Annotated in this window: 19 protein-coding genes; 11 read left to right on the top strand and 8 right to left on the bottom strand. The window is 68.2% G+C overall.

The window, feature by feature from the left end; translation table 11 throughout:
• Positions 1–70: 70 nt before the first annotated feature.
• The 5 genes from CEK69_RS08850 to CEK69_RS08830 form a co-directional block, all read right to left on the bottom strand.
• Complete coding sequence (locus CEK69_RS08850) at positions 71–2,770, bottom strand: glycoside hydrolase family 2 protein (protein ID WP_152245074.1); 2,700 nt, start codon at positions 2,768–2,770, stop codon at positions 71–73.
• A 16-nt stretch (positions 2,771–2,786) separates the two neighbouring features.
• A complete protein-coding gene (locus CEK69_RS08845; RefSeq protein WP_152245072.1) occupies positions 2,787–5,279 on the bottom strand; it encodes a family 20 glycosylhydrolase in 2,493 nt (830 codons plus the stop codon).
• Between the two features lie 119 nt (positions 5,280–5,398).
• Entirely contained in the window at positions 5,399–6,451 is a 1,053-nt protein-coding gene (locus tag CEK69_RS08840; protein WP_017910450.1) for a glycosyl hydrolase family 18 protein, read from the bottom strand.
• Entirely contained in the window at positions 6,451–8,145 is a 1,695-nt protein-coding gene (locus tag CEK69_RS08835; protein ID WP_017910451.1) for an alpha-L-fucosidase, read from the bottom strand. Before CEK69_RS08835 ends, CEK69_RS08840 begins: the two co-directional genes overlap by 1 nt.
• Before the next feature lie 99 nt (positions 8,146–8,244).
• On the bottom strand, positions 8,245–10,905 hold the full coding sequence (locus CEK69_RS08830) for a TonB-dependent receptor (protein ID WP_152237209.1): 2,661 nt from the start codon (positions 10,903–10,905) through the stop codon (positions 8,245–8,247).
• A gap of 873 nt (positions 10,906–11,778) precedes the next feature.
• Here CEK69_RS08830 and CEK69_RS08825 point away from each other — a divergent pair.
• Positions 11,779–12,801 (top strand): glucokinase family protein, encoded by a 1,023-nt coding sequence (locus CEK69_RS08825; RefSeq protein ID WP_152245136.1) that lies wholly within the window; start codon positions 11,779–11,781, stop codon positions 12,799–12,801.
• A 158-nt stretch (positions 12,802–12,959) separates the two neighbouring features.
• Here CEK69_RS08825 and CEK69_RS08820 read toward each other — a convergent pair whose 3' ends face one another.
• Together CEK69_RS08820 and bioA are read right to left on the bottom strand one after the other, a co-directional pair.
• On the bottom strand, positions 12,960–13,691 hold the full coding sequence (locus CEK69_RS08820; RefSeq protein ID WP_152237210.1) for a 16S rRNA (uracil(1498)-N(3))-methyltransferase: 732 nt from the start codon (positions 13,689–13,691) through the stop codon (positions 12,960–12,962).
• Positions 13,682–15,073: an adenosylmethionine--8-amino-7-oxononanoate transaminase gene (gene bioA, locus CEK69_RS08815; protein ID WP_152245070.1), complete on the bottom strand. Its 1,392-nt coding sequence runs from the start codon at positions 15,071–15,073 to the stop codon at positions 13,682–13,684. The genes CEK69_RS08820 and bioA overlap by 10 nt, the downstream gene beginning before the upstream one ends.
• A 74-nt stretch (positions 15,074–15,147) precedes the next feature.
• Here bioA and nudE point away from each other — a divergent pair, with 74 nt between their 5' ends.
• The 9 genes from nudE (at position 15,148) to gcvH (ending at position 22,005) form a co-directional block, all read left to right on the top strand.
• Positions 15,148–15,702 (top strand): ADP compounds hydrolase NudE, encoded by a 555-nt coding sequence (nudE, locus tag CEK69_RS08810; RefSeq protein WP_026143746.1) that lies wholly within the window; start codon positions 15,148–15,150, stop codon positions 15,700–15,702.
• Positions 15,699–16,499 (top strand): 3'(2'),5'-bisphosphate nucleotidase CysQ, encoded by an 801-nt coding sequence (gene cysQ, locus CEK69_RS08805; protein WP_017912917.1) that lies wholly within the window; start codon positions 15,699–15,701, stop codon positions 16,497–16,499. Before nudE ends, cysQ begins: the two co-directional genes overlap by 4 nt.
• Positions 16,500–16,628: 129 nt before the next feature.
• Positions 16,629–17,405 carry a nucleoside triphosphate pyrophosphohydrolase gene (gene mazG / locus CEK69_RS08800; RefSeq protein WP_052250719.1) on the top strand — a complete coding sequence of 259 codons (777 nt, stop codon included), beginning with the start codon at positions 16,629–16,631 and terminating at the stop codon, positions 17,403–17,405.
• On the top strand, positions 17,402–17,725 hold the full coding sequence (locus CEK69_RS08795) for a YnfA family protein (RefSeq protein ID WP_017916569.1): 324 nt from the start codon (positions 17,402–17,404) through the stop codon (positions 17,723–17,725). The genes mazG and CEK69_RS08795 overlap by 4 nt, the downstream gene beginning before the upstream one ends.
• A gap of 609 nt (positions 17,726–18,334) precedes the next feature.
• Positions 18,335–18,637, top strand: a complete 303-nt coding sequence (locus CEK69_RS08790; RefSeq protein WP_152245068.1) for a DUF962 domain-containing protein — start codon at positions 18,335–18,337, stop codon at positions 18,635–18,637.
• A gap of 63 nt (positions 18,638–18,700) precedes the next feature.
• On the top strand, positions 18,701–19,666 hold the full coding sequence (locus CEK69_RS08785) for an SPFH domain-containing protein (protein WP_026144668.1): 966 nt from the start codon (positions 18,701–18,703) through the stop codon (positions 19,664–19,666).
• Between the two features lie 3 nt (positions 19,667–19,669).
• Positions 19,670–20,101, top strand: a complete 432-nt coding sequence (locus CEK69_RS08780) for an NfeD family protein (RefSeq protein ID WP_026144669.1) — start codon at positions 19,670–19,672, stop codon at positions 20,099–20,101.
• 309 nt (positions 20,102–20,410) lie between these two features.
• Positions 20,411–21,517: a glycine cleavage system aminomethyltransferase GcvT gene (gene gcvT / locus CEK69_RS08775; RefSeq protein ID WP_017912924.1), complete on the top strand. Its 1,107-nt coding sequence runs from the start codon at positions 20,411–20,413 to the stop codon at positions 21,515–21,517.
• Between the two features lie 92 nt (positions 21,518–21,609).
• The gene (gene gcvH / locus CEK69_RS08770; RefSeq protein ID WP_017910465.1) at positions 21,610–22,005 is read left to right on the top strand and encodes a glycine cleavage system protein GcvH; all 396 of its coding nucleotides are present in this window, start codon (positions 21,610–21,612) and stop codon (positions 22,003–22,005) included.
• 677 nt (positions 22,006–22,682) lie between these two features.
• Here gcvH and CEK69_RS08765 read toward each other — a convergent pair.
• Positions 22,683–22,979 (bottom strand): hypothetical protein, encoded by a 297-nt coding sequence (locus tag CEK69_RS08765; protein ID WP_152245066.1) that lies wholly within the window; start codon positions 22,977–22,979, stop codon positions 22,683–22,685.
• A 264-nt stretch (positions 22,980–23,243) separates the two neighbouring features.
• Here CEK69_RS08765 and CEK69_RS08760 point away from each other — a divergent pair, with 264 nt between their 5' ends.
• Positions 23,244–23,699, top strand: coding sequence for a hypothetical protein (locus CEK69_RS08760; RefSeq protein ID WP_010344200.1), 456 nt, complete (start codon positions 23,244–23,246; stop codon positions 23,697–23,699).
• Positions 23,700–23,877 lie beyond the last annotated feature (178 nt).

Here is a 23,877-nt window from a genome sequence, read left to right as displayed (position 1 = left end):
CCGGTAACGCCCCGTCGCGACTGAAGTCCCTCCGACAAGGTGACGCCCGCCCGCGACATCGGCTTGCCCATCACTTCGCCTCCGCCGGTTCGGCCGGCGCGCCAGCCATCGTTCCGCCCAGATCGCGCACCTGCAGCGCCGCGCGCACCTGCTCCAGGGTGGCGCTGCTGTGCACGCGCACGGTCAGCGGCTCGCCCGGCAGCAGGTCGAAGGCGTTGTCGGACAGGGTCACGTCGAGGTCGCCGAAGCTCAGCCACACCTGTGCGGCGAGGGTGGCGCTGCTCAGTGTCAGCGCATAGCCGTCGCCGTCCGCACGCAACTCGCTGCGGATGTCGGCCTGCGGCCACTGCAGGCGCTTGGCCGCGTCGAAGTACACCAGGGTGCGCGACAGCACGCGCTCGCCGTCGAGCAGCTCGAACACCGCCACGCTGCGGCGCGGATCGGCGCGGCGCAGCAACTGCGCATCGTTGAAGCTGCCCACGCGCACGCTGGACAGCGGCGCCAGGGTCACCGGCTTCTCGGTCTTGCTCAGCACCTTGCCGGACAGGTCCATCACCCGCACGCGCCAGCGCGCGGCCAGCGGCGTGGTGCGGTCGGAGACCAGCGACACGGTGGTCTGGCCCTTGTCGTCGCGCAGTGCGGCGATCAGTTCCGGCGCGTAGAAGCGGCGCGCGTGGTACTGCAGCGCCTTCCAGCGGCCGAAGTAGTCCAGGCTCGACCAAGACGCGCCGGGCCACACGTCGTTGAGCTGCCAGTACAGCGACCCCATCGATTGCGGCCGCGAGGCGCGCAGGTGTTCGGCGGCCAGGGTGATGCCCTCGGCCTGCATGATCTGGCTCAGGTAGACGAAGCTGGCGAAGTCCTTGGGCTCGCCGAACGCACGGCGGATGTACAGCAGCAGGCGCTGGTTGCCGTTGCCCTTGTCGAACTTCTGGTGCGCGCGCATCACCGGCGATTCCGGCTGCAGGTCGCCGGGTTCGGCGAAGGCGCGGATCGTGCGCATCTCGGGGAACGACTGCAGGCCGTATTCGGACATGAAGCGCGGGGTCACGTTGAGGTACTCGGTGACCGGCAGCGCCGGGCCGCCCCAGACCTTCCAGTAGTGCATGTCGCCGTCGTCGGGCTGGTCGGCGGCGCCGTCGAAATCGGTACCCGGCGAGGTCGCCCAGTACGGGGTGTCGCTGTCGTACTTCTGTACCGCCTCGCGCAGCACCGTGCCGAACAGCGTGGTCATGCCGCGGACGATGCGCTCGCGCTCTTCCGGGTCGATCGACTGCTTGAACTTGATGCGGTCGCCCCAGTTCTCCCAGCCGGTCTGCACTTCGTTGTTGCCGCACCAGATGACGATGCTGGGGTGATCGCCCAGGCGCCGCACCTGCTCCTCGGCCTCGGCGCGGGTGTTCTCGCGGAACGCGACGTCGTAGGGCGGGATCGCGCCGCCGAACATGAAGTCCTGCCAGATCATGATGCCCAGGCGGTCGGCATCCTCGTAGAAGCTGTCAGGCTGGTAATGGCCGCCGCCCCACATGCGCAGCATGTTCATGTTGGCGTCGCGCGCGGACTGCAGGAAGCCGCGCATGCGCGCGGCGTCGACGCGGGTGGGGAAGCTGTCGAACGGAATCAGGTTGGCGCCCTTGGCGAACACCGGGATGCCGTTGACCACGAGGGCGAAGCTCTTGCCCCACTGGTCCTTCTCGCGGCGCAACTCGACGCTGCGCAGGCCGGTGACGCGCTGTGCCTCGAAGCGCTCGCCCGCGGCATCGCGCAGCTGCGCCTTGAACGTGTACAGGTCCTGGCGGCCGTAGCCGGCCGGGAACCAGCGCTGCGGCTTGGCGATGCGTACCGGCACGGTCAGGGTGTTGGCGCCCGGGTCGACGACCGCGCGCTGGCTGAACTGGCCGACACGCTGGCCGTCGGGGCCGAGCACGTCCAGGTCCAGTTGCACCTCGCCGCTGCGGCCGGCCTGCACCTGCAACTGCGCCAGCAACTGCGCCGCGTCGGCGTCGACGCGCTGCTGGGCGATGCGCAGGCCGTCCACGCGCAGCGCGTCCCAGGCTTCCAGGCGCACGCCCTGCCAGATGCCGGCGGTGACGATGCGCGGGCCCCAGTCCCAGCCGAAGTTGTACGGCGCCTTGCGCACGTAGGTGGAGCTGTGCCGCGCCACCGGCTCGTCGCCGAACGCCGAGTCGTAGGCGCCGGGCAGCGCGTACGGCTGCTTGGACAGCCACGGCTGGATCTTCTTGATCGGCGAGGCGATGCGCACTTCCAGCACGTTGTCGCCGCGCTTGAGCAGCGGTTTGGCGTCGACCCGCCACTGCCGGAACATGTTGTCGGCGGCGAGCAGTCTCTTGCCGTTGAGGTAGACCTCGGCGAAGGTGTCCAGCCCGTCGAACACCAGTTCCAGGTGCGGGCGCGCCAGCAGGGCCGCGTCGACCTGGAATCGGGTCTGGTACTGCCAGTCGCTCAGACCCGCCCACTGGATCTGCGCTTCGTTGTCGCGATAGAACGGATCCGGCACCACCCCGGCGGCGATCAGGTCGGTCTGCACCGTGCCCGGCACCTGCGCCGGCAGCCATTGCGCGGCCTTCGGATGCGCCTTGGCATTGGCATCGCCCGGCGCCAGCCGCACCTGCCAGCCCTGTTGCAGCGACAGCGTCGTCGGCGCCGCCGCCTGGCCCAGCGCCGGCAAGGCCAGCGCCAGCAGCAGCCCGAGGCGGGCAGGAAGGCGCGTGCGCGACGCGGAACGGGGGCGGCGGGGCGGCTGGGTCATGCGAGGGTCTCCGTGGTCAGTGCGCGGCGGCGGGGGGCGCCTGCGCCGCGGTGTCGATCAGATGGACGGCGCCGATGGCGTAGTACGGCCCGGCGATGGGCGCGGTGGAGCGCAGGCACAGGTCGTGCACGCCGCTTTGTTTGGGCAGCCGCGCTTCCAGCGCGAACTGGTCGCCCAGGGTCTTGCCGGCCGGCAGCGGCAGCCGCGCCAGCAGCTTGCCCTTGCAGTCGCCCAGCCGCACTTCGAACTCGCCGCGCGGGCTGTGCGCCGGGTAGCGCTTGACCTTGGCCTGGTCGTGCGCCAGCCCGTAGTTGCGCGCCAGGCGGGCGGCGTCGATGCGGATGCGGTCGATGCCGTCCAGGCGCGCGTCGGCGTAGCGCCAGCAACTGGTGAACAGGTCGATGTTGAACACCGGCGTGTCCTGGTCGGCCAGGTCCGGCAGCAGCGGCACGCGCAGGCCCAGCTCGCCGCCTTCGCACGAGGCCAGGCCCTGGGTATCGCGGCTGAGCAGGTTGGCGCGGTCGAGGATGCGGCTGCGCGGGGCGGCCAGCAGGCGGCCGTCTTCGGCGTAGGTGGCCGCGCGCACGGTCACCGGCAGGGTCACCGCGAACGGCGCGGTGTAGCGCGGCGAGTCGGCCTTGGGCTCGCTGCCGTCGGTGGTGTAGCGGAAGCTGCCGAACTTGGCCTGGTTGCCCAGCACCACGGTGGCCTTCCCGCTGTCCAGCGCGGCGTTGTCGCCGCCCTGCACGGCGATGTCCGGAGCGAAGGCGCCGTCGCCGTAGGCGATGCCCTGCAGGCGGTAGCGGTCCAGCTGCGCCGGCATGCGCTGCAGGAAGCCGTTCCAGTCGCGTGCGGCCATCGGCGACCAACCCGCCTCGGCCACCGCGCTCAGTCGCGGGAACAGCGCATGGTCGATATGCCAGGTGGAGGGGATGTACTCGCTCCACAGCGCCGCTTGCACGCCGAGCACGTGCTTGCTCTCCTCGGCGCTGAGCGCCGCCGGCACCGGGTCGAAGCCATAGACCTTCTGCAGCGGCAGCGTGGCCAGGCGGCCGTTGGGCTCGTCGTTGCGTGCGCTCTGCAGATTGTCCAGGTACATCCAGCCGGCCGGTGCCAGCACCACGTCGTGGCCTTGCTTGGCGGCGGCGACCGCGCCGTCCACGCCGCGCCAGGACATCACCGACGCACTGGCCGGCAGCCCGCCTTCCAGGATCTCGTCCCAGCCGATCAGGCGCCGCTGGTGCTGGGTCAGGTAGTCGGCCAGCTGCTGGTTGAACCAGCCCTGCAGCGCATGCGCATCCTTGATGCCGAGCTTGCGCATCTGCGCGCGCACCGCCGGCGAGCGTTCCCACTGGTCCTTGACCGCTTCGTCGCCGCCGATGTGGATGTACGGCGAAGGGAACAGCTGCAGCACTTCATCCAGCACGCCGCGGATGAAGGTCATGCTCTTGTCGTTGGTGTTGAACAGGTACGGATTGACGCCCCAGTCCACCGACACCTTGGGCCGCTGCCGGGTCACCCCGACCAGTTCCGGGTACGCCGCCACCGCCGCCTGCGCGTGCCCGGGCATGTCCAGTTCCGGCACGATGGTGATGTGGCGTTCGGCGGCGTAGGCCACCAGGTCGCGGATCTGGTCCTGGGTGTAGAAGCCGCCGTAGCGATCGGGCAGGCCATGGGTGCCCGCGCCCGGCGGGGTGCGCCAGGCGCCGATCTCGGTGAGCTTGGGATAGCGCTTGATCTCGATGCGCCAGCCCTGGTCGTCGGTCAGGTGCAGGTGCAGCACGTTGAGCTTGTGCTGGGCCATCGCGTCGAGCAGGCGCTTGACCGTGTCGGGGCTGTGGAAGTGCCGCGCCACGTCGAGCAGCACGCCGCGCCAGCCGAAGCGCGGCCAGTCGCGGATGTGCACCTGCGGCACGTCCACCTCGCCCTTGCCGGCGTCCGGGGTCATCAACTGCCAGGCGCTGATCGCGCCGTAGAACAGGCCGCGCTCCTCGCGCGCCTGGATCAGCATGGTGCGCGGGTCCACGTCCAGCGTGTAGCCCTCGGCCTGCGCGACCTCGGTGTTGGGGTTGAGCTGCAGGCGGATGCTGCCGTCGGCGGGGATGGTCTCCGCACGCACCTCCAGCGACAGGCCGCGGGTCTTGCTCAGCAATTGCGACAGTTGCTGCGCCACGCGCTGCGCGCCGGCATCGTCGAGCGGCACCGACAGCACGGCGCCGGTGCCGATGGTCAGGGTGCCGCCGTCGCGCTCGGCCTTGGCCGGCGCCGGGATCAACGGCAGCGGCGTCTTGTCGTCGTCGTCATCGTGTTTCGAGGCTGGCGGCGGCGCTGCGGCAGGCTTGGCCGCGGGCGCCGGCGCTGGCGGCGGAGTGCGGTCGCAGCCACCGAGCAGGCTGCCACAGGCGAGCAGGGACAACCCCAGCCAGGCGTTGCGGGAGGCCGCCGCGATGCGCGCGGTGGCGGGCATCGGGCGGTGCGGCAATCGGGGGTGTGCACCCACTGCAGTCATCGGTCTACCTCAAGCGATCGAGATGCGTATCGTAGAGGCTGTGAGGTAGCCTGGGGTGAGCGCGGCGCGTTCGCTGCGCGCCGCGTGTCCCCCGTGTCGCATCTCGGTCGTGTGGCCGCTCAGCGCGCCGCGGTCGGCAGTTCGTCCCAGACCTTGGGATCTTCAGCGCCCAGCACCCAGCAGCTGAAGCCTTCCAGACCGTACTGCTTGGTCAGCTCGTAGCGGGCGCGGAAGCTGCGCGCATCCGGGCGGAACACCCATTCGCGCATGTCGTCGCGGTAGAAGTAGAACCATGATTCCTGCTCCACCGGGTCCCATTGCACGGTGGCGTGCTGCTCTTCCGCCAGCGGGAACGATTCGTCGGCGTCGATGTAGTCGGCGGTGATGTTCGAGGCCTCGGTGCCGTCGGCCTTGACCGGATTGCCGGTGTACCAGCGGTAGCCGTAGGTGGCGATGCCCAGCGACAGCTTGTCCTTCGGCACCTGGGTCAGCGCGTAGTCCAGGTGCTTCTTCATCCACACCATGCCGTCGACCGGGCCGGGCGTGGTCCAGCGGGTGTGCTGGTCGTAGGTCATCAGGCTGATCAGGTCGGCCGAAGCGCTTAGCGCCTTGAGGTCGTAGGCGCCGCGCCAGTACTCCCACATCCACTTGGCGAAGGCGCCGCCTTCGGCATAGCCCGGGGCATTGGGCACCACCGCCACCGACAGCTTGAAGCCGGCCTTGTGCAGCGCCTCGGCGGTCTGCTTGACCATCAGCGAGTAGGCGTCGCGGTCGGTCCAGGCGATGCTCTCGAAATCGAACTGGAAGCCGTAGTAGCCATGCTTGCGGCCGTGGATCAGCAGCGCCTGGATCATGCGCTGCTTGGCGTCCTCGTCGTGCAGCAGCTTGTGGAAGCCCTCGCGCCCGGCGGTCATCGACAGGATCGGCATCACCCGCAGCTTGTGCTGCTTGGCGATCTCGTACAGGTACATGTTCGGGGTGCCGTTGACCAGGCCGCTCTGGTCCACGCCGTACCAGGTCGGCACCACCACGTCGATCTTGTCGAGGTGGGCCAGGAACGAATTGGTCGATTTCTGCGTGTTCATCAGATAGAACAGCGCGGTCGGGTTCTTGGCCATGGCCGGCCCGCAGGCCAGGGCGAGGGCGAACAGCAGCCCTGCGAAACGCTTCATCATCGGGAGGGATCCGTTGGCGGAGTGGGGGAGGACAGGTCGATGCGGAATACGTAGGCGTGTTCGCCCACCGGCTTGGCCGGCAGGCGCAGGTGCAGGCCGTCGGCGCGCTGCTCGAACGGCACCGGCTTGCCGCTGGCGAGCAGGGTGACGCCGCGCACGCCATCGGCCGGCTTCAGCGAGCGGATCAGTGCCTGGCCGTCGGCCGGCCAGCCCAGCTCGATCGCGTACAGCGCGCCGTGGCCGGTGGTGAAGCGGAAATCCTCGGGCGTGTACGGCTTGGTCTTGGTGTCCTGGAAGGTGCCGCCGACCACTTCGGTCGGGCCTTCGCCGTAGCTGCGCCACGGCGTGCTGTCGTAGATCGCCTCGCCGTTGGTCTTGAGCCACTGGCCGATCGACAGCAGGATCGTGCGTTCGGTGTCCGGGATCGAACCGTCGGCGCGCGGGCCGATGTTGAGCATCAGGTTGCCGTTCTTGCTGACCACGTCCACCAGCATGTGGATGATGAAGGTCGGCGTCTTGTAGGTGTCGTTCTCGACATAGCCCCACGAGGCGTTGCTGACCGAGGTGTCGGTCTGCCAGTGCGTGGGATGGATGCCGGTGAGCTGGCCGCGCTCGATATCGAGCGTGCCGGCACCTTCGGGGAAGGCGCCGAGCTTGTAGTTCACCACCACGCCGCCCTTGGCCGCGCCGTGGTTGTAGTAGTACGAGAGCATCGTCGGCAGGGTGCCGCGGAAGGTCGGGTGCGCGATCCACCAGTCGAAATAGATCAGGTCCGGGTCGTAGCGGTCGATCAGTTCGGTGGTGCGCGCCAGCCAGTCGTCCAGCCAGGCCTGCGACACCGGGGTCCAGTCGTTGGTGACGTCGGCGTCGTCCTTGCCCGGCAGGCGCACCTGCGCCGGGCCGTACAGGCCGGCGTAGCGCGGGTCGTTGACGTCCGAGTCGAACTGGCGGCCGCCGTCGAAGAACCAGTCGTGCTCGGCGCGGTGCGAGGACAGGCCGAAATGCAGGCCCTGCGCGCGGATCGCCTTGGACAGCTCGCCGAGCACGTCGCGCTTGGGACCCATCTTGACCGCGGTCCAGTCCGACAGCTGCGAGTCGTACATCGCGAAGCCGTCGTGGTGTTCGGCCACCGGCACCACGTAGCGGGCGCCGGCGTCGCGGAACAGCGCGGCCCAGGCCTGCGGATCGAACTGGGGCGCGGTGAACAGCGGGATCAGGTCCTTGTAGCCGAAGCGCGACTGCGGGCCGTAGGTTTCCCGATGGTGCAGGTAGTCCTTGCTGCCCTGCTGGTACATGTTGCGCGAATACCACTCGTTGCCGAAGGCCGGCACCGAGAACACGCCCCAATGGATGAAGATGCCGAACTTGGCGTTGTCGTACCAGGACGGCGAGCGGTACTGCTTGAGCGAGGTCCAGTCGGGTCGGAACGGTCCGCCGCGCGCGCCATCGTTGGCTTCGCGCACCAGCCGCGCGCGTTCGGGCGCGTACTTGGCGGTGGCCTGCAGCCACTGCTGGTCGATCTGTTCCGGACTGAGGGTGGTGGCGGTGGGCGCGGTCGGCGACGGCGCATCCGCGGCGCCGGCGGGCAGGGCCGTCAGCGCGAGCATGAGGGCCAGCGCGCTGGCCAGGGTCTGGCGTGCGGCTCCGGCGTGGCGGGATCGGTCCGCACGGGGGCGGGTCTCGGTCGTCATGGAACGGCACTCCTTGTTGCAGAAGACGATGCCGGCGCCGCCGCGCCGGACACGAAAAAGCGCGCCACCGTGGAGGGACGGTGGCGCGCCGGTGCTACATCAGAACTTGAAGTTCAGCTGCGCCTGGTAGCCGCGGCCGTTCTTGTACATGCCGATCGGCGCGTACTTGACCTCGTTGTACCAGTAGTACGTCGAGTCGAGCAGGTTGGTCGCGCTGAAGCTCACGCTCATCCAGTCGTTGATCTCGTACGAGGCGGTCAGATCCAGCTGCTTGTACTCGTCGGTGAACACCTGCGAGTTCAGGCGGCCGACCTGGGTGAAGTACTTGGAGCGGTAGCTGTAGTTCAGGCGCACCATCCACGGACCGTTTTCCCAGTAGGGGATCACGTTGTAGGTGTTCTTCGACAGGTACGGCAGGTTCAGGCCGGTGCTGGCGTCGGCGGTGGCGTAGGTGTAGTTCGCCTGCAGACCGAAGCCGTAGCCGAAGGCCTGCTGGTAGTTCAGCGAGGCGCCCTTGACCTTGGCGTCGGAGGCGTTGATCGGCGAGGTCACCGTGAACAGGCCGCTCACGCCGCTCACCGCATCGGTCAGCTGCTGCTGCGAGGTGGTGGTGACGATGTACGAGCTGATGTCGCGATAGAACAGTTCCGCCGACAGCATGCTGGACGGGGCGAAGTACCACTCGGCGGCCAGATCGTAGTTGGTCGACTCGTAGGGCTTCAGGTCCGGGTTGCCGCCGCTGGCGGTCAGGTTGCCGTTGCTGCTGTTGATGGTGAACGAGCCGGCCAGGTCGCCGTAGCGCGGACGTGCCATCACCTTGGCCACGGAGAAGCGCAGCACCTTGTCGGTATCCAGATCGTAGGCCAGGTTGAAGCTCGGCAGCGGCTTGTAGTACTGCTTGCTCACCTGGGTCTGGTTGTAGGTGGCGCCGCCATCGGCGCTCTGCCAGTACAGCGACTTGTCCTTGGTGTCGACATAACGCACGCCCAGGTTGCCGCGCCACGCGCCGGACTCGAAGTTCAGCTGCGCGTACAGGTCGCTGGTGATCTCCTTGACGTCGAACGAGGAGCCGTAGTCGCGGTTGTACGGACCCTGCGGCTGCCCGCGCAGGTAGCTGATCACCGAGTTGAGGTTGGCGGTCGGCCAGTTGGTCAGGTCGCCGCTGGCGCCCAGGCCGTCGTACAGACCGCTCGGGGTGGTGCCGGGGCTGAAGTCGGTCAGCGAAATCGCATTGGTGGTGTTGATGCGGTTGCCGCGGGCGTCGACGCCGTTGTCGTGATTGATGTACTTGTAGCCGAGCTGCAGCTTGTTCAGCGGGCCCCAGTCCAGATCGCGGGCGGCGTCGAACTGGAAGTACTTCTCCTTGTCCGTGCTCTTGGCGTAGTAGATGCCGCCGGCCTGCATCGCCGAAGCGGCGGTGGAACCGGGCGCCAGGCCGGCCGGCGAACCGACCAGACCCCAGTTGGCGGCACTGGCGTTGTCGTAGTTGACGTCGGTGTGGCTGCCGTCGTAACCGAAGTTGTAGCCACCGTCCTTCAGCAGGAACTTCATCAGGTATTCGGGGTTCTTGCCGCCGGTGGCCTCGGTGGTGCCGACCTGAGAGGTGAACACCCACTTGTCGCCGTAGAAGTCGTGCCGCAGGTTCAGGCTCTTGGTGGTGACGGTGCTTTCGCGGTAGTTGGTGTCCAGCTGCGCATACGGCTGCTTGCCGTTGCCGGCGCCGTCGGTGACCGTGGCCTGGGTGATGTAGCCGTTCTGCACGGTCGCGCTGGTGATCTTGTCCTGGTCGCCGCAGCCCGGGCAGACGTAGCGCGATTCGCTGAAGTTGTTGTACTTGCCCTTGATGTAGATGCCGGTCAGGTTGAACTCGTTCTGATCGTTCGGCTTCCACTGCAGCGCGCCCTGCAGGCCGTTGCGCTCGCGGGTCTGCTGGAAGAAGGCGCTATTGATGCCCACCGGGATCTTGGCAGTCGCGACGTTACCGCCGTCGCCGGAGATGCGAGCGGTCGGCGGGATGCCGGCGCCGGTGTTGTAGCCGAAGAACTCGATGCCGGCGCGCGACAGATCCTGCTTGTCGTGGGTGGCGGAGATCAACGCGCCGAAGGTCTCGTCGTCGTTCTTCCAGCTCCACAGCGCCGAACCGCGCGGATTGCCTTCTTCCGAACGGTCGTTGTAGTTGTAGCCGATCGAGCCGCGGATGGTGTTCTTCGGCAGGTCCAGCGGCTTGCGGGTGTGCACGATCACGGTGCCGCCGATCGAGCCTTCGTCGATGCGGGCTTCCGGGGTCTTGTAGACCTCCATCAGGCCGATGATTTCCGGCGACAGCAGGGTGTAGTTGAAGGTGCGGCCGCTGGTGTCGGTCGGGTTGCCGCCCCAGTCGCCCGAGGCGATGGTCTGGCCATTGAGCAGCACGCGGTTCAGCGCCGGGTCGGTGCCGTTGATGCTGACCTTCTCGCCTTCGCCGAACTGGCGGTCCACGCTGATGCCCGGCAGGTGCGCCAGCGACTCGGCGGCATTGGTGTCCGGGAACTTGCCGATGTCCTCGGCGCTGATCGCATCGACGATGGAATTGGCCGAGCGCTTCACCGACTGGCTCTTCTCCAGCGAGGCGCGGTAACCGGTGACGGTGATGGCATCCAGCTGCTGGACGTTCTTGGAATCCGCGGTGGCGGAAGCGGGCGCTTCCTGCGCGGCGGCGTTACCGGACAGGTACAGCGCGGCCATGATGCTGAGGGCTAAGGTAGTGGTGCGGCTATTCATTGGCTAAACCTCTGGGTGAGTACTTGGGCATGAGGTGCCAACCGATGTTCCGGCGTGCTGGCCGCTGCCCGGCCTTGTGGATGGCGCCGCGCCTGGTGGCGCTGCGCGGATCGCATCTCGATGCGCGTCGTCCGGTCGCTGACGCGGAAGTAGCCAACCGGCGGCATCGAGGGCGCCAGTCCTTCCTGTGTTCCTGCAGGTAACAACCAAGTCCAGCAATACAGCAGTGCACCTTGTTGCCTGATCCGGACGCCGCTGCGTCCGGCCCGGCTCGGGGCGTGGTTTCGTCGGTTCGGGGATGCCGGTCGCAGCGTCAGCGCGCGTCCTGCCACTTGGCGCGGGAGGAGCGGCGATGCGTCGCTGTGTCTGAATCCCCTGAACGTGGCATGTCTTGAAGTTGTAAAACTTGTGTGAGCCGAGTCTGTCGTAGCGCTGACAGCGTTGTCAACATCCGTTTCACGTGGTTTTGACGAATGCAAGCAAGGCTCGCCGCGGCATCTTTCCGGAGGCTTTCGCGGCCCTTCCGTCGCGTCTGCTAGGTGCTTGTCTACAAAAGAAAACATGCCCGCGGATGGGTGCAGCTGGCCTGCGTTGGCCGCGAGGCCCTGGTGTGGCAGGCGCTGCCAGTTGGCCGGGCGTGTGGCAGAAATTTGTGCAATGCGGCGAAATTTTGCGACGGATGTTCACCCATGCAACGCGCCATGCGATCGACCACTCGAATGGCCGGGCGATCCGGCCGACGAAGTCGCAGTGGTGAAGACAAAACGACAAACCGGTGAAATTCATCTTGACAACGTTGTCAAGGTGGTCCGACACTCGATCGATCAATCTGCCGAATCGGCGTGCGCCTGCTCTGGCGCAACGGGAGAAGATGTGTCCGCAAGCAGTTCATCAGTGGCAGCGGCCGTGCCGCGCGCCGAGCCCTTCATTGCTGCCGATGTCGGCGGAACCCATGTCCGGATCGGCCTGGTCGCACGCGCTGCCGGTGCCGGCCCGGCGCCGTCCGTCGATGTGCTGGACTATCGCAAATACCGCTGCGCCGATTACCCCGGTCTGGCCGAGATCATCGGCGAGTTCCTGGGCCAGGTGCAGGGGCCGAAGCCGACCCGTGGGGTGATCGCCAGCGCCGGTTACGCGCTCGAAGATGGTCGCGTCATCACCACCAATCTGCCGTGGACGCTGTCGCCGCCGGAAATTCGCGAGCGCCTGGGCATGAAGGCACTGCATCTGGTCAACGATTTCGAAGCGGTGGCGTATGCGGCCGCGTCGATGGACGCCAGCGAAGTGCTGCATCTGACCGGGCCGCGCAAGGCGCAGCGCGGGCCTGCGCTGGTGATCGGTCCGGGCACCGGTCTCGGCGCCGCGGTGTGGATTCCGACCCAGGGCGGCGCCATTGTGCTGGCCACCGAGGCCGGCCATGCCGCGCTGCCGATCGGCAACGATCTGGAACTGGCGCTGGCGCAGCGGCTGTTGCGCGATCGCTCCTATGTGCCGATGGAGCATTTCCTGTCCGGCCCGGGCCTGCTCAATCTCTATCGCGCGTTGTGCGAGCTGCGTGGCGCCACGCCCGCGCTCGCCGCACCGAGCGACATCACCGCGGCCGCGCTGGCCGGCGGCGACCCGCTGGCGCACGAAGCGCTGTCCGCCTTCTGCGGCCTGCTCGGCAGCGTGGTCGGCGACATGGCCCTGCTGTACGGCGTGCAGGGCGGCGTCTACCTGGCCGGCGGCTTCCTGCCGCAGATCGGCGCATTCCTGTCCGCCAGCAGTTTCGTCGAGCGTTACTTGAACAAGGGTGCGATGCGTCCGGCGCTGGAGCAGATTCCGGTAAAGCTGGTCGAACACGGCCAGCTCGGGGTGATCGGCGCGGCGAACTGGTTCCTGCAGCAGCGCCACTGAGCGGCCCGGCGCGGCGATGGCCGCGCCGATGGGCGGCGTCCCGCAACGCCGGCGCGGCGTGCCTGGCGTGCCGTAGCGCGTCGACACATATATATGTCCCATGCCTGCGGCGCCTGCGTTGCGGCGCCGCTGTCTACAGCGTCATCGCTTGCCTGAACTCACAGGTCGCCGTGGTGCGCCTGCAGCGCCGCGATCGCGGCCAGGCCGGCGGTTTCGGTGCGCAGGATGCGCGGCCCCAGGCGCAGGCCGACGAAGCCGGCGGCCTCCAGCGTGGCGCGGTCGCGCGGCGACCAGCCGCCTTCCGGGCCGATCGCGATCGTCGCCGCAGCGCCGCCGATGGCCAGCGACCGCAGGCGGTGTTCGCCCTGCGGATCGAGGATCAACCGGCACGGGCTGTCCGCCGCGGCGCGCGCCGCATCGGCCAGCGCCAGCGGCGCGCTCAGCTGCGGCACGCGCGCGCGGCCGGACTGTTCGCAGGCCGAGATCACCACGCTGCGCCAGTGCGCCACGCGCTTGTCCACCCGCGCCGCATCCAGCTTCACTTCGGTGCGCTCGGCCCAGACCGGCACGATCGCGGCGACGCCGAGCTCGGTGGCCTTCTGCAGAATCAGGTCCATCTTCTCGCCGCGCGCCACGCCCTGCAGCAGGGTGATCGCCAGTGGCGACTCGTTGTCGACCGGCTGCGCCGCGCCGATGCGCACGCTGGCGTTGCGCTTGCCGGCCTGCAGCAGTTCGGCGGGGTAATCGCAGCCGTCGCCGTTGAACAGCACGCAAGGATCGCCCTCGCGCAGCCGCAGCACGCGCAGCAGGTGGTTGGCGACGTCTTCCGGCAGGCTCAACTCTGCGCCGGCGTGCAGCGGCAGCTCCACGTGGCAGCGGGTCAGGCGCATGCCATCGCCTCGTCGATCGCCGCCAGCGTGGTCTCGGCCAGTAGCGTCAACTGCTCGGCGTCCACGCAGTACGGCGGCATCCAGTACAGCACGTCGCCCAGCGGGCGCAGCACCACCCCGCGTTGCAGCGCGGCACGGTAGGCGTGCAGGCCGACGCGTGCGGACGCGGGGAAGGGCGTGCGCTTGTCGCCGTTGCGGGTGAGTTCGAACGCCACCACCATGCCGGCCTGGCGCACGTCGGCCACGTGCGGATGCTCGGCGAACGGCGCCGACAGCGCGCGCATGGTCTCGGCGGTGCTGCGGTTGCGTGCGATCACGTCGTCCTCCTGCAGGATCCGCAGCGACGCCAGCGCCGCGGCGCAGGCCAGCGGGTTGCCGGTGTAGCTGTGCGAATGCAGGAAGGCGCGTTCGCGGCTGTCGTCGAGGAAAGCGTCGTACAGATGCTGGGTGGCCAGCACCGCCGACAGCGGCAGGAAGCCGCCGGTCAGGCCTTTGGACAGGCACAGCAGGTCCGGCATCACCCCGGCCTGCTCGCAGGCGAACAGGGTGCCGGTGCGGCCGAAGCCGGTGGCGATCTCGTCGGCGATCAGGAAGGCGCCGTTGGCGTCGCACAGTTCGCGCGCCCGCCGCAGATAGGCCGGATCGTGCATGCGCATGCCGCCGGCGCACTGCAGGCGCGGTTCCAGGATCACCGCGCAGATCTCGCCGGGATGGCGGTCGAACAGGTCGGCCAACGCATCGGCGGCGGCATCGGCGCGTTCGCGCGCGCTCTGCCCAGGCGCGGCCTGGTAGGCGTCGGGCGAGGGCGCGAACAAGGCCTCCGCCAGCAGTGGCGCGTACACCCGCCGATACAGCGGAATGTCGCCGACCGCCAGTGCGCCGATGGTCTCGCCGTGATAGCCGTTCTCCAGCGCGACGAAGCGGGTGCGCCCCGGTTCGCCGCGGTTCTGGAAATAGTGGAACGCCATCTTCAGCGCCACTTCCACGCCGGCCGAGCCGTTGTCGGCATAGAACACCTTGGCCAGCGGTGCGCGCCCTTCCTGGCGCGGCGCCAGCGCCAGCAACTGCTCGGCCAGCAGTACCGCCGGTTCGTGGCTGAAGCCGGCCAGCATCACCTGCTCCAGCTGGGTGGCCTGGGCGGCGATGGCCGCGGCGATGCGCGGCTCGCCGTGGCCGAACAGATTCGTCCACCAACTGCTCACCGCATCCAGGTAACGGCGGCCGCCGTGGTCGATCAGCCAGGCGCCTTCGCCACGGGCGATCGGGACCAGGGGCAGGGTGTCGGGGTGCTCGCGCATCTGCGTGCACGGGTGCCAGAGCACGGCCAGATCACGCGTGCGCCACGCCTCGGCCATCTGTGCTGCGGTCAGGTCTGATAGCATTTCGCGCTCATGAACAGGTTCTTCGCTCCGCGCATTCTATCGATCGACGCCGTCCGGCGCCGCAGGGTGCCGGCGTGACCCGTCGATTGCCGGTCATCCATGCCGTGCGCGAGCGCAGCGAATCGGCCGCCGAGCGCCGGGTCGAGGAGCTGGACCTGGAGTTCAGCAATGGCGAGCGCCGCGTGTTCCACCGGCTGAAGGCGCCGGGTCATGGCGCGGTGGTGGTGGTGCCGATGCTGGATGCGCAGACCGTGCTGCTGGTGCGCGAATACGCCGCCGGCGTGCATCGCTACGAACTGGGGCTGGTCAAGGGCCGCATCGACGCCGGCGAGACCCCGCTGCAGGCAGCCGACCGCGAACTCAAGGAAGAGGCCGGCTACGGCGCGCGGCAGTTGCGCGTGCTGCGCGCGATGACCCTGGCGCCGACCTACATGAGCCACCAGTCGTGGCTGGTGCTTGCACAAGATCTCTATCCCGAACGACTGACCGGCGACGAGCCGGAGGAATTGGAAGTGGTGCCCTGGAAACTGGCTGAACTGGATCAACTGATGTTGCGTGAAGATTTTTCCGAGGGGCGTTCGCTGGCGGCGCTGTTCATCGCCCGCGAGTGGCTGGGTCGCGCCGAATGATCCGTCTCACCAGTGATTTGCGCGAAACCGTGATCGCCATCGCCATCGATGCCGCCGCGGCCATCATGTCCGTCTATGCCACCGGCTTCGAGGTGGAGCACAAGGCCGATACCAGCCCGTTGACCCAGGCCGATCTGGCCGCGCACCAGATCATCGTCGAAGGCCTGGAGCGGCTGACCCCGGACCTGCCGGTGCTGTCCGAGGAATCGGCGCAGATTCCGTGGGAGGTGCGCGAGCACTGGACCACCTATTGGCTGGTCGACCCGCTCGACGGCACCCGCGAGTTCGTCAAGCGCAACGGTGAGTTCAGCGTCAACATCGCGCTGATCCACCAGGGCGCGCCGGTGTTCGGCGTGGTCCAGGCGCCGGTCGATGGCCGCGTCTGGCATGCGGTGCGTGGCGAGCAGGCGTACCGCCGCGAGGGCTTCCGCGACACCGCGTTGAACACCCGGCGGCCGGCCACGGCGCCGCTGCGGGTGGCGGCGAGCCGCTCGCACCGCGACGCGCGTACCGACGCGCTGCTGCAGCGCATGGGCGAGATCGAACTGGTCGCGCAGGGGTCGTCGCTGAAGTTCTGCCGCATCGCCGATGGCGACCTGGACGTGTATCCGCGCTTCGGCCCGACCTCCGAATGGGACACCGCCGCCGGGCAGTGCGTGCTGCAGGCCGCTGGCGGCGCGCTGCTGGCCGCCGCGACCGGCAAGCCGTTCCGCTACAACCGCCGCGAATCGCTGCTCAACGGCGACTTCGTGGCGCTGGGCGATGCGGCGCTGCCCTGGCGCGACTGGCTGGGCTGAGCCGCGTAGCGAGCACGCGCCGCACGGCGCGCGCTCTGCCACACTAGGCGGCAGGCGGCAGCGGTGCCGTCGCACCGGAACCCGCCCGTGACCCCCACTCGCTACGATCTTCCCGCCCTGCTCGACATCATGGCGCGCCTGCGCGATCCCGCGCAGGGCTGCCCCTGGGACCTGGAGCAGGACTTCGCCAGCATCGCCGCGTACACGATCGAAGAGGCCTACGAAGTGGCCGACGCGATCGACCGCCAGGACCTGGCCGGGCTGAAGGACGAACTCGGCGACCTGCTGCTGCAGGTGGTGTTCCATGCGCAGATGGCGCGCGAGCAGGGCGCGTTCGGCTTCGACGACGTGGTCGCGGCGATCTGCGACAAGATGGTGCGCCGCCACCCGCACGTGTTCGGCGACAGTCAGGTGGCCGATGCCGAACAGCAGACGCTGAAATGGGAAGAGATCAAACGCGCCGAGCGCGCCGCCGCCGGCGAGCGCGACGGCTCGGCACTGGCCGGCATCGCCCGCGGCCTGCCGGAATGGCAGCGCGCGCTGAAGCTGCAGTCGCGTGCGGCGCGGGTCGGCTTCGACTGGCCCGGCCCCGCGCCGGTGCTGGACAAGGTGCAGGAAGAGCTGGAGGAAGTGCGCGCGGAACTGGCGCATGGCGCCGCAGTCGATCCGGCACGCCTGCAGGACGAGATCGGCGACCTGCTGTTCGTCTGCGCCAACCTGGCGCGGCATGCCAAGGTCGATGTCGGTGCGGCGCTGCGCCACGCCAACCTCAAGTTCGAGCGCCGCTTCCGCGCGATGGAGCGGCTGGCGCAGCAGGACGGCGGCGCGCTCGACGGCCTGTCGCTGGCGCAGCAGGAGGCGTATTGGCAGCGCGCCAAGGACGAAGAGCGCGCCGCGGCCGGATGAAGACCCTGCTGCTGTTCGTGCTGACCGCCGTGGCGGAAATCGTCGGCTGCTACCTGCCTTATCTGTGGCTGCGCGAACAGCGCAGCGCCTGGCTGCTGTTGCCGGCCGCGGGCAGCCTGGCGGCCTTCGTCTGGCTGCTGACCCTGCATCCCGCCGCCAGCGGCCGCGTCTATGCGGCCTACGGCGGCGTCTATGTCGCCGTCGCCTTGCTGTGGCTGTGGACGGTGCAGGGCATGCGCCCCACGCGCTGGGACCTGCTCGGCGCCGGCCTGTGCCTGGCCGGCATGGCGGTGATCATGTTCGCGCCGCGGCAGGGCTGAGGCCGCTCCCACAGGCGCTTGCGGCGAATGCGGTGGGTGCACTGTGGGAGGGACTTCAGTCCCGACGCATTGGCTCATCGGAAAGCACGCCACGTTGCGCGTCGTGGCTGCATGACCGTTGCGCCTCCGCAGGGCACGTCACGGCGTGATGGGCGGTGCCCTGTGGTCGCGATACACGTCCTCGTCGCACCGCGGCAGGGCTGAGGCCGCTCCCACAGGCGCTTGCGGCGAATGCGGCGGGTGCACGGTGGGAGGGACTTCAGTCCCGACGCATTGGCTCATCGGAAAGCACGCCACGTTGCGCGTCGTGGCTGCATGACAGTTGACTTCCGCAGGACACGTCACGGCGCGACGGGCGGTGCCTCGTGGTCGCGATACACGTCCTCGTCGCACCGCGGCACGACGGAGGCCGCTCCCATAGGCGCTTGCGGCGAATGCGGTGGGTGCACGGTGGGAGGGACTTCAGTCCCGACCCATTGGATCATCGGAAAGCACGCCAAGTGCGCGTTGTGGCTGCATGACACCCGCGCGTCGCATCCGTGCGCAGCGCGCGATGTCCGCGCTCCCGGCGTATGCTGGACGCCTGCGTCGCCTCGGGAGGGCCATCGCATGCGTCGCTTCTCCAGTTTTCGCGAGTTCTATCCGTTCTATCTGAGCGAGCACCGGCATCGGGTGTCGCGACGGCTGCATTTCGTCGGCAGCCTCGGCGTGCTGGCGAGCCTGCTGCTGGCGCTGTGCACCGGTCAGCCACGTTGGCTGTGGGTCGCGCCGGTCTGCGGCTACGGCTGCGCCTGGATCGGCCATTTCGTGTTCGAGAAGAACCGTCCCGCCACCTTCAAGCACCCGCTGTACTCGCTTGCCGGCGACTGGGTGATGTTCAAGGACATGCTGCTGGGCCGCATCCGCTGGTGACCGGCACGTGCACGTGCGCTGGCTATACTGCGGATTCGATTTCTTTCTGGTTAATGGAGCGACCTGATGCCGTCTTCCTTCTTCCTCGCCATGGTCCTGCTGGTCGCCGGCGTGATCCTGCTGTTCAAGGCCGTGCGCATGGTGCCGCAGGGCTACCAGTGGACGGTGGAGTGCTTCGGCCGCTACACCCACACGCTGTCGCCCGGCCTGCATTTCCTGATTCCGGTGATGTACGGCGTAGGGCGTAAGGTCAACATGATGGAGCAGGTGCTGGACGTGCCCAGCCAGGACGTCATCACCAAGGACAACGCGGTCGTGCGCGTGGACGGCGTGGTGTTCTTCCAGGTGCTGGACGCCGCCAAGGCCGCGTATGAAGTCTCCAACCTGGAGATCGCCACCATCGCGCTGGTGCAGACCAACATCCGCACCGTGATCGGCTCGATGGACCTGGACGAATCGCTGAGCCAGCGCGAAACCATCAACGCGCAGTTGTTGAACGTGGTCGACCATGCCACCAATCCGTGGGGCATCAAGGTCACCCGCATCGAGATCCGCGATATCCAGCCGCCGCGCGACCTGGTCGATGCGATGGCCCGGCAGATGAAGGCCGAGCGCGAGAAGCGCGCGCAGATCCTCGAGGCGGAGGGCTCGCGGCAGTCGGAGATCCTGCGCGCCGACGGCGAGAAGCAGGCGGCGGTGCTGGAGGCCGAAGGCCGTAAGGAGGCCGCGTTCCGCGACGCCGAGGCGCGCGAGCGCCTGGCCGAGGCCGAAGCGCGGGCGACGGCGATGGTGTCCAAGGCGATCGCCGAAGGCGACGTGCAGGCGATCAACTACTTCGTCGCGCAGAAGTACGTGGAGGCGTTCAAGGAACTGGCCACCGCGCCGAACCAGAAGTTCGTGCTGATGCCGATGGAGTCCAGCGGCATCATCGGCTCGATCGCCGGCATCGCCGAACTGGCGCGCGAGGCGCTGAACAAGCAGGCCACCCCGCCGGCAGTGCCGCGCGTGCCGCCGCGCAACGGAGTCTGAGCCATGCGCATTGAGGTAGTGGCCTGGGGTGCCCTGACCTTGTTGCTGTTCGCGGCCGAATCGCTGGCGCCGGGCGCCTTCATGCTGTGGATGGGCTTCGCCGCCGCAGCGGTGTTCCTCGCCGTGCTGGTGTTCCCGGACATCTCCCTGCTGCTGCAGGTCGGCGCGTTCGTGGTGCTGAGCTTCGTCTCGATCCAGGTGTACCGCACCTGGTTCCGCAACCGCGGCCGGACCAGCGACCAGCCGCTGCTCAACCGCCGCGCCGAGCAATTGATCGGCCGCATGGTGACCCTGGATCAGCCGATCCACGGCGGCCGCGGTCGCGCCAAGGTCGACGATGCCTTCTGGGTGGTCGGCGGCCCCGACCTGCCGGCCGGCAGCACGGTGCGCATCGTCGGCGTGGACGGGATGACGCTGCTGGTCCAGGCGGTTTGAAAGCCGGGATTGGGGAGTCGGGATTGGGGATTGGTGCCGCGAGTGCGCGGTACCTCCACCTTCCCAATCTTCCTGCGCGTAGGAGCGGCGATCAAGCGCGCGTCCTTCGGCTCAGGACGCCCGCTCTTGCTAATCCCGAATCCCAACTCCCCGATCCCGGCCTTCGCTGAAGCCGCTCCCACGGCACTGCGCGATCGAGCGCCAGTCCTTCGGATCCAGGAAAGCCGCTCTGACGAATCCCCATTCCCGATTCCCCAATCCCGGCTCCGCCCCAGCGATAATGGGGGACTTTTCTCACGGACCCGCGCCATGACCCAGAAGACCATCCTCAACGACAGCCACCGCGCCCTCGGCGCCAAGATGGTCGACTTCGGCGGCTGGGACATGCCGATCCACTACGGCTCGCAGATCGACGAGCACCACCAGGTGCGCCGCGACGCCGGCATGTTCGACGTCAGCCACATGACCGTGGTCGATCTGCACGGCGAGCAGGTCCGCGCGTTCCTGCGCCATCTGCTGGCCAATTCGGTGGACAAGCTGAAGGTACCGGGCAAGGCGCTGTACACCTGCATGCTCAACCCGCAGGGCGGGGTGATCGACGATCTGATCGTCTATTACATGTCCGATGCGTTCTTCCGCCTGGTGGTCAACGCCGCCACCCGCGCCAAGGATCTGGCCTGGATCGGCGAGCAGGCGCAGGCGTTCGGCGTGCAGGTGCGCGAGCGCGACGACTTCGCGATGATCGCGGTGCAGGGGCCGAACGCGCGCGCCAAGGCGATCGGCCTGCTGCGCGAGCAGGATCGTGCCGCGGCGCAGAAGCTCGGTCGCTTCGCCGCGATCGAGGCGACCTCGGACGCGGGCGTGCCGCTGTTCGTCGCGCGCACCGGCTACACGGGCGAAGACGGATTCGAGATCGTGCTGCCGCAAGCGCAGGCGCCGGCGTTCTGGGAGGCGCTGATCGGTGCGGGGGTGAAGCCGGCCGGCCTGGGCGCGCGCGATACGCTGCGCCTGGAGGCGGGCATGAACCTCTACGGTCAGGACATGGACGACAGCGTCTCGCCTTACGAGGCCGCGCTGGCCTGGACGGTGACCCTCGACGAGGGCCGCGACTTCATCGGCCGCGCTGTGCTGGAAGCGCAGAAGGCCGGCGGCGCGCCGCGGCAGATGATCGGCCTGGTGATGGACGAGAAGGGCGTGCTGCGCCACGGGCAGAAGGTGCTGACCGCCAACGGCGACGGCGAGATCCTGTCCGGCACCTTCTCGCCGACGCTGGGCAAGGCCATCGCCTTCGCACGGGTGCCGGCCGGCGAGCCGGGTGCGGTGCGCGTGGACATCCGCGGCAAGGAAGTGCCGGTGCGCGTGGTCAAGTTCCCGTTCGTGCGCGAAGGCCAGGTCCAGCCCGGCGTGCTCGGCTGAGTCCTGTCCGCCGCGCGCGACTTCGTCCCCAAGCGCGCGGTTCGCTACACTAGACTCCCATCCTCGATACCGTCTTCTTCCGGAGCAGCCCCATGAGCGAGATCCCTGGCGACCTCAAATTCCTCAAGTCCCACGAGTGGGCCCGCGTCGAAGGTAACGGTCGCGTGACCATCGGCATCTCCGACCACGCCCAGGGCCTGCTCGGCGACCTGGTCTACGTCGAGCTGCCGAACGTCGGCGATCACGTCGAAGCCGGCAACGGCGTGGCCGTGGTCGAGTCGGTCAAGGCCGCCTCGGACGTGTACAGCCCGCTCAGCGGCAAGGTCGTCGAGGTCAACACCGCGCTGAGCGACAAGCCGGAAACGATCAACGAGGACGCCTACGGCGAAGGCTGGATCCTGGTACTGGAAGCGGACGATGCCGAGCAGTTGAACGAACTGCTGTCGCCGGACGAGTACGCCGAACTGCTCGAGGACGACGGCCACTGAGCCGACCGCCCATCGCGATACCCGAACCGGCCGCCCAGTGCGGCCGGTTTCTTTTTGGGCGCGCTCGGCGCGGTCGCCAGCGTTCGCGCGTCGGCAGGCGCCATCTCCGCATGGCGATCCCGGAACGCGCGTCGCCGGCGTCGCTGGGTGCGTCGCTGCGAAGACCATGTGAGCTCGCCGCCGGGCGCACCGCGAGCGCAGCGTGTCCGTCGCGTCTGGCGGTGACCGATGCCGACGATCGGCGCGTCGGCCGGCGCCGGTTTTCCGACGCGGCGCAGGTGCGGCGCGGCATGGGGGCACCACGCGGGTCGGCGACGCGCGGGCATCGGCGATGCGGTGCGCGCTGCTCGCTTCGTCGATGCATGGCGGCGCGGTGCGTGCCGGCGCCAGTCGATCACCTCTGCGAGCTGCGTCGGTCGACACGACCGTGCACGGCATCGCCGGAGGACGCGTTGGCGACTTGGCATGGAGGTGGGCGAGGGCAGTCGTGCGCGTCGCGGTGCGTCGGCGACGTGCGTGCAGGTCGTGTCGCGGTGGCGCGATGTGGCACCACCCGGCGACGCGGCACGCACGCATCGCGCGCGTCGTGAGCGCCGCACGACGCAAAAAAGTTTGCGCACTTTTGCGCATTTGCACTTGTGCGATGCCGGAACCGCGTGCGGTCGCGAATTTTTTTTTCAGCTAGCGGACAGGCTGGCGTGCATCGCCGCGGTTCCCGTCGACGCTTCGCCGCTGCCTGCCCGCAAGGCGATCGCGGCAGTGTGTCGTTGCAGAAAACACGGAAATTTCCCTGCTTTTTTTGCATGCGCCGTTTTCCTCGCAGCGTCGGCGTCGGCGATCGGCGGCGTCGGCAAGGCGGCCAGTGCGGCATGCGGCGTCGGTGGCGCGCGCGCCATCGGAAAAAAAATTGCGTAGAAGTGTTGACAGTAAAAAAAACCGTGATTAGGTTTCGCCCAGCAGACGTTGCTGCGCAAGCGAGTGAATCGGATCGACATCAAAACGCGAAGCACAACTTGGACATCCGCCAGGAACCCGAAGATGGTGGAGTTGGAGTCGCTTCCCTCCGAGAAACGCAACGTCTCCCCTGGCATCGCACCCGTATCGACGTCCGGTACGGGTGTTTCTGTATCCGATCCGGCCCGCAGCGCGCGCCGGCGGTTCCCGCAGGCGGAGCATCGCCGCGAGGTTGCTTTAACTGGGCATTTTCAATCCATAGTTCACTGACGAGGAGCCATCCCATGGCGACGAAAAAAGCTGCGAAAAAGCCGGCTGCTAAGAAGGCGGTCAAGAAGACTGCCGCCAAGAAGCCGGCAGCGAAGAAGGTTTCGGTAAAGAAGGCGGTCAAGAAGGTCGCCAAGAAGGTGGCCAAGAAGGTCGCCAAGGTGAAGAAGGCGGTCAAGAAGGCCGTTGCCAAGAAGGCAGTGAAGAAGACGGCGAAGAAGGCCGCCACCAAGAAGACCGCGAAGAAGGCCGTCGCCAAGAAGGCGGTGAAGAAGACCGCGAAGAAGGCTGCGACCAAGAAGACCGCTGCCAAGAAGACGGTGAAGAAGTCGGCTGCCAAGAAGCCGGCCGCGAAGAAGGCAACTGCGAAGAAGGCCACCGCCAAGAAGACCGTGGCGAAGAAGAAGCCGGCCGCTCGCAAGAAGAAGGCCGCTCCGGTCGCGCTGCCGGCCACGCCCGCGCCGCTGATCTGATCCATCCCGATCGCTGTTCCTAGACTCTCTCCCCGGTGCCCAGCGGGGAGGGAGTTTTTTATGCGCGGCATCCTGCCGCGCGTGCTCGCAGTCCCGGTTGTGGGAGGCACTTCAGTCCCGACCGGAGAGTACCCCCGTGGTGCCTTCGTCCGACGATCCCGCGGCGTCCGTCTTCCCG

The sequence above is a fragment of the Xanthomonas sp. LMG 12462 genome (genome assembly GCF_009192885.1).
Lineage (GTDB): Bacteria > Pseudomonadota > Gammaproteobacteria > Xanthomonadales > Xanthomonadaceae > Xanthomonas_A > Xanthomonas_A sontii.
The sequence above is the reverse complement of the archived record's forward strand: the minus strand, read 5'-3'. Positions and strand labels throughout refer to the sequence as shown.

Excerpts from the sequence above, each read along its gene's own strand:
- CEK69_RS08850 (WP_152245074.1), bottom strand. The coding sequence starts at position 2,770 with ATGACCCAGCCGCCCCGCCGCCCCCGTTCCGCGTCGCGCACGCGCCTT.
- CEK69_RS08845 (WP_152245072.1), bottom strand. The coding sequence starts at position 5,279 with ATGACTGCAGTGGGTGCACACCCCCGATTGCCGCACCGCCCGATGCCC.
- CEK69_RS08840 (WP_017910450.1), bottom strand. The coding sequence starts at position 6,451 with ATGAAGCGTTTCGCAGGGCTGCTGTTCGCCCTCGCCCTGGCCTGCGGG.
- CEK69_RS08835 (WP_017910451.1), bottom strand. The coding sequence starts at position 8,145 with ATGACGACCGAGACCCGCCCCCGTGCGGACCGATCCCGCCACGCCGGA.
- CEK69_RS08830 (WP_152237209.1), bottom strand. The coding sequence starts at position 10,905 with ATGAATAGCCGCACCACTACCTTAGCCCTCAGCATCATGGCCGCGCTG.
- CEK69_RS08820 (WP_152237210.1), bottom strand. The coding sequence starts at position 13,691 with ATGCGCCTGACCCGCTGCCACGTGGAGCTGCCGCTGCACGCCGGCGCA.
- bioA (WP_152245070.1), bottom strand. The coding sequence starts at position 15,073 with ATGCTATCAGACCTGACCGCAGCACAGATGGCCGAGGCGTGGCGCACG.
- cysQ (WP_017912917.1), top strand. The coding sequence starts at position 15,699 with ATGATCCGTCTCACCAGTGATTTGCGCGAAACCGTGATCGCCATCGCC.
- mazG (WP_052250719.1), top strand. The coding sequence starts at position 16,629 with ATGGCGCGCCTGCGCGATCCCGCGCAGGGCTGCCCCTGGGACCTGGAG.
- CEK69_RS08795 (WP_017916569.1), top strand. The coding sequence starts at position 17,402 with ATGAAGACCCTGCTGCTGTTCGTGCTGACCGCCGTGGCGGAAATCGTC.
- CEK69_RS08790 (WP_152245068.1), top strand. The coding sequence starts at position 18,335 with ATGCGTCGCTTCTCCAGTTTTCGCGAGTTCTATCCGTTCTATCTGAGC.
- CEK69_RS08780 (WP_026144669.1), top strand. The coding sequence starts at position 19,670 with ATGCGCATTGAGGTAGTGGCCTGGGGTGCCCTGACCTTGTTGCTGTTC.
- gcvT (WP_017912924.1), top strand. The coding sequence starts at position 20,411 with ATGACCCAGAAGACCATCCTCAACGACAGCCACCGCGCCCTCGGCGCC.
- gcvH (WP_017910465.1), top strand. The coding sequence starts at position 21,610 with ATGAGCGAGATCCCTGGCGACCTCAAATTCCTCAAGTCCCACGAGTGG.
- CEK69_RS08760 (WP_010344200.1), top strand. The coding sequence starts at position 23,244 with ATGGCGACGAAAAAAGCTGCGAAAAAGCCGGCTGCTAAGAAGGCGGTC.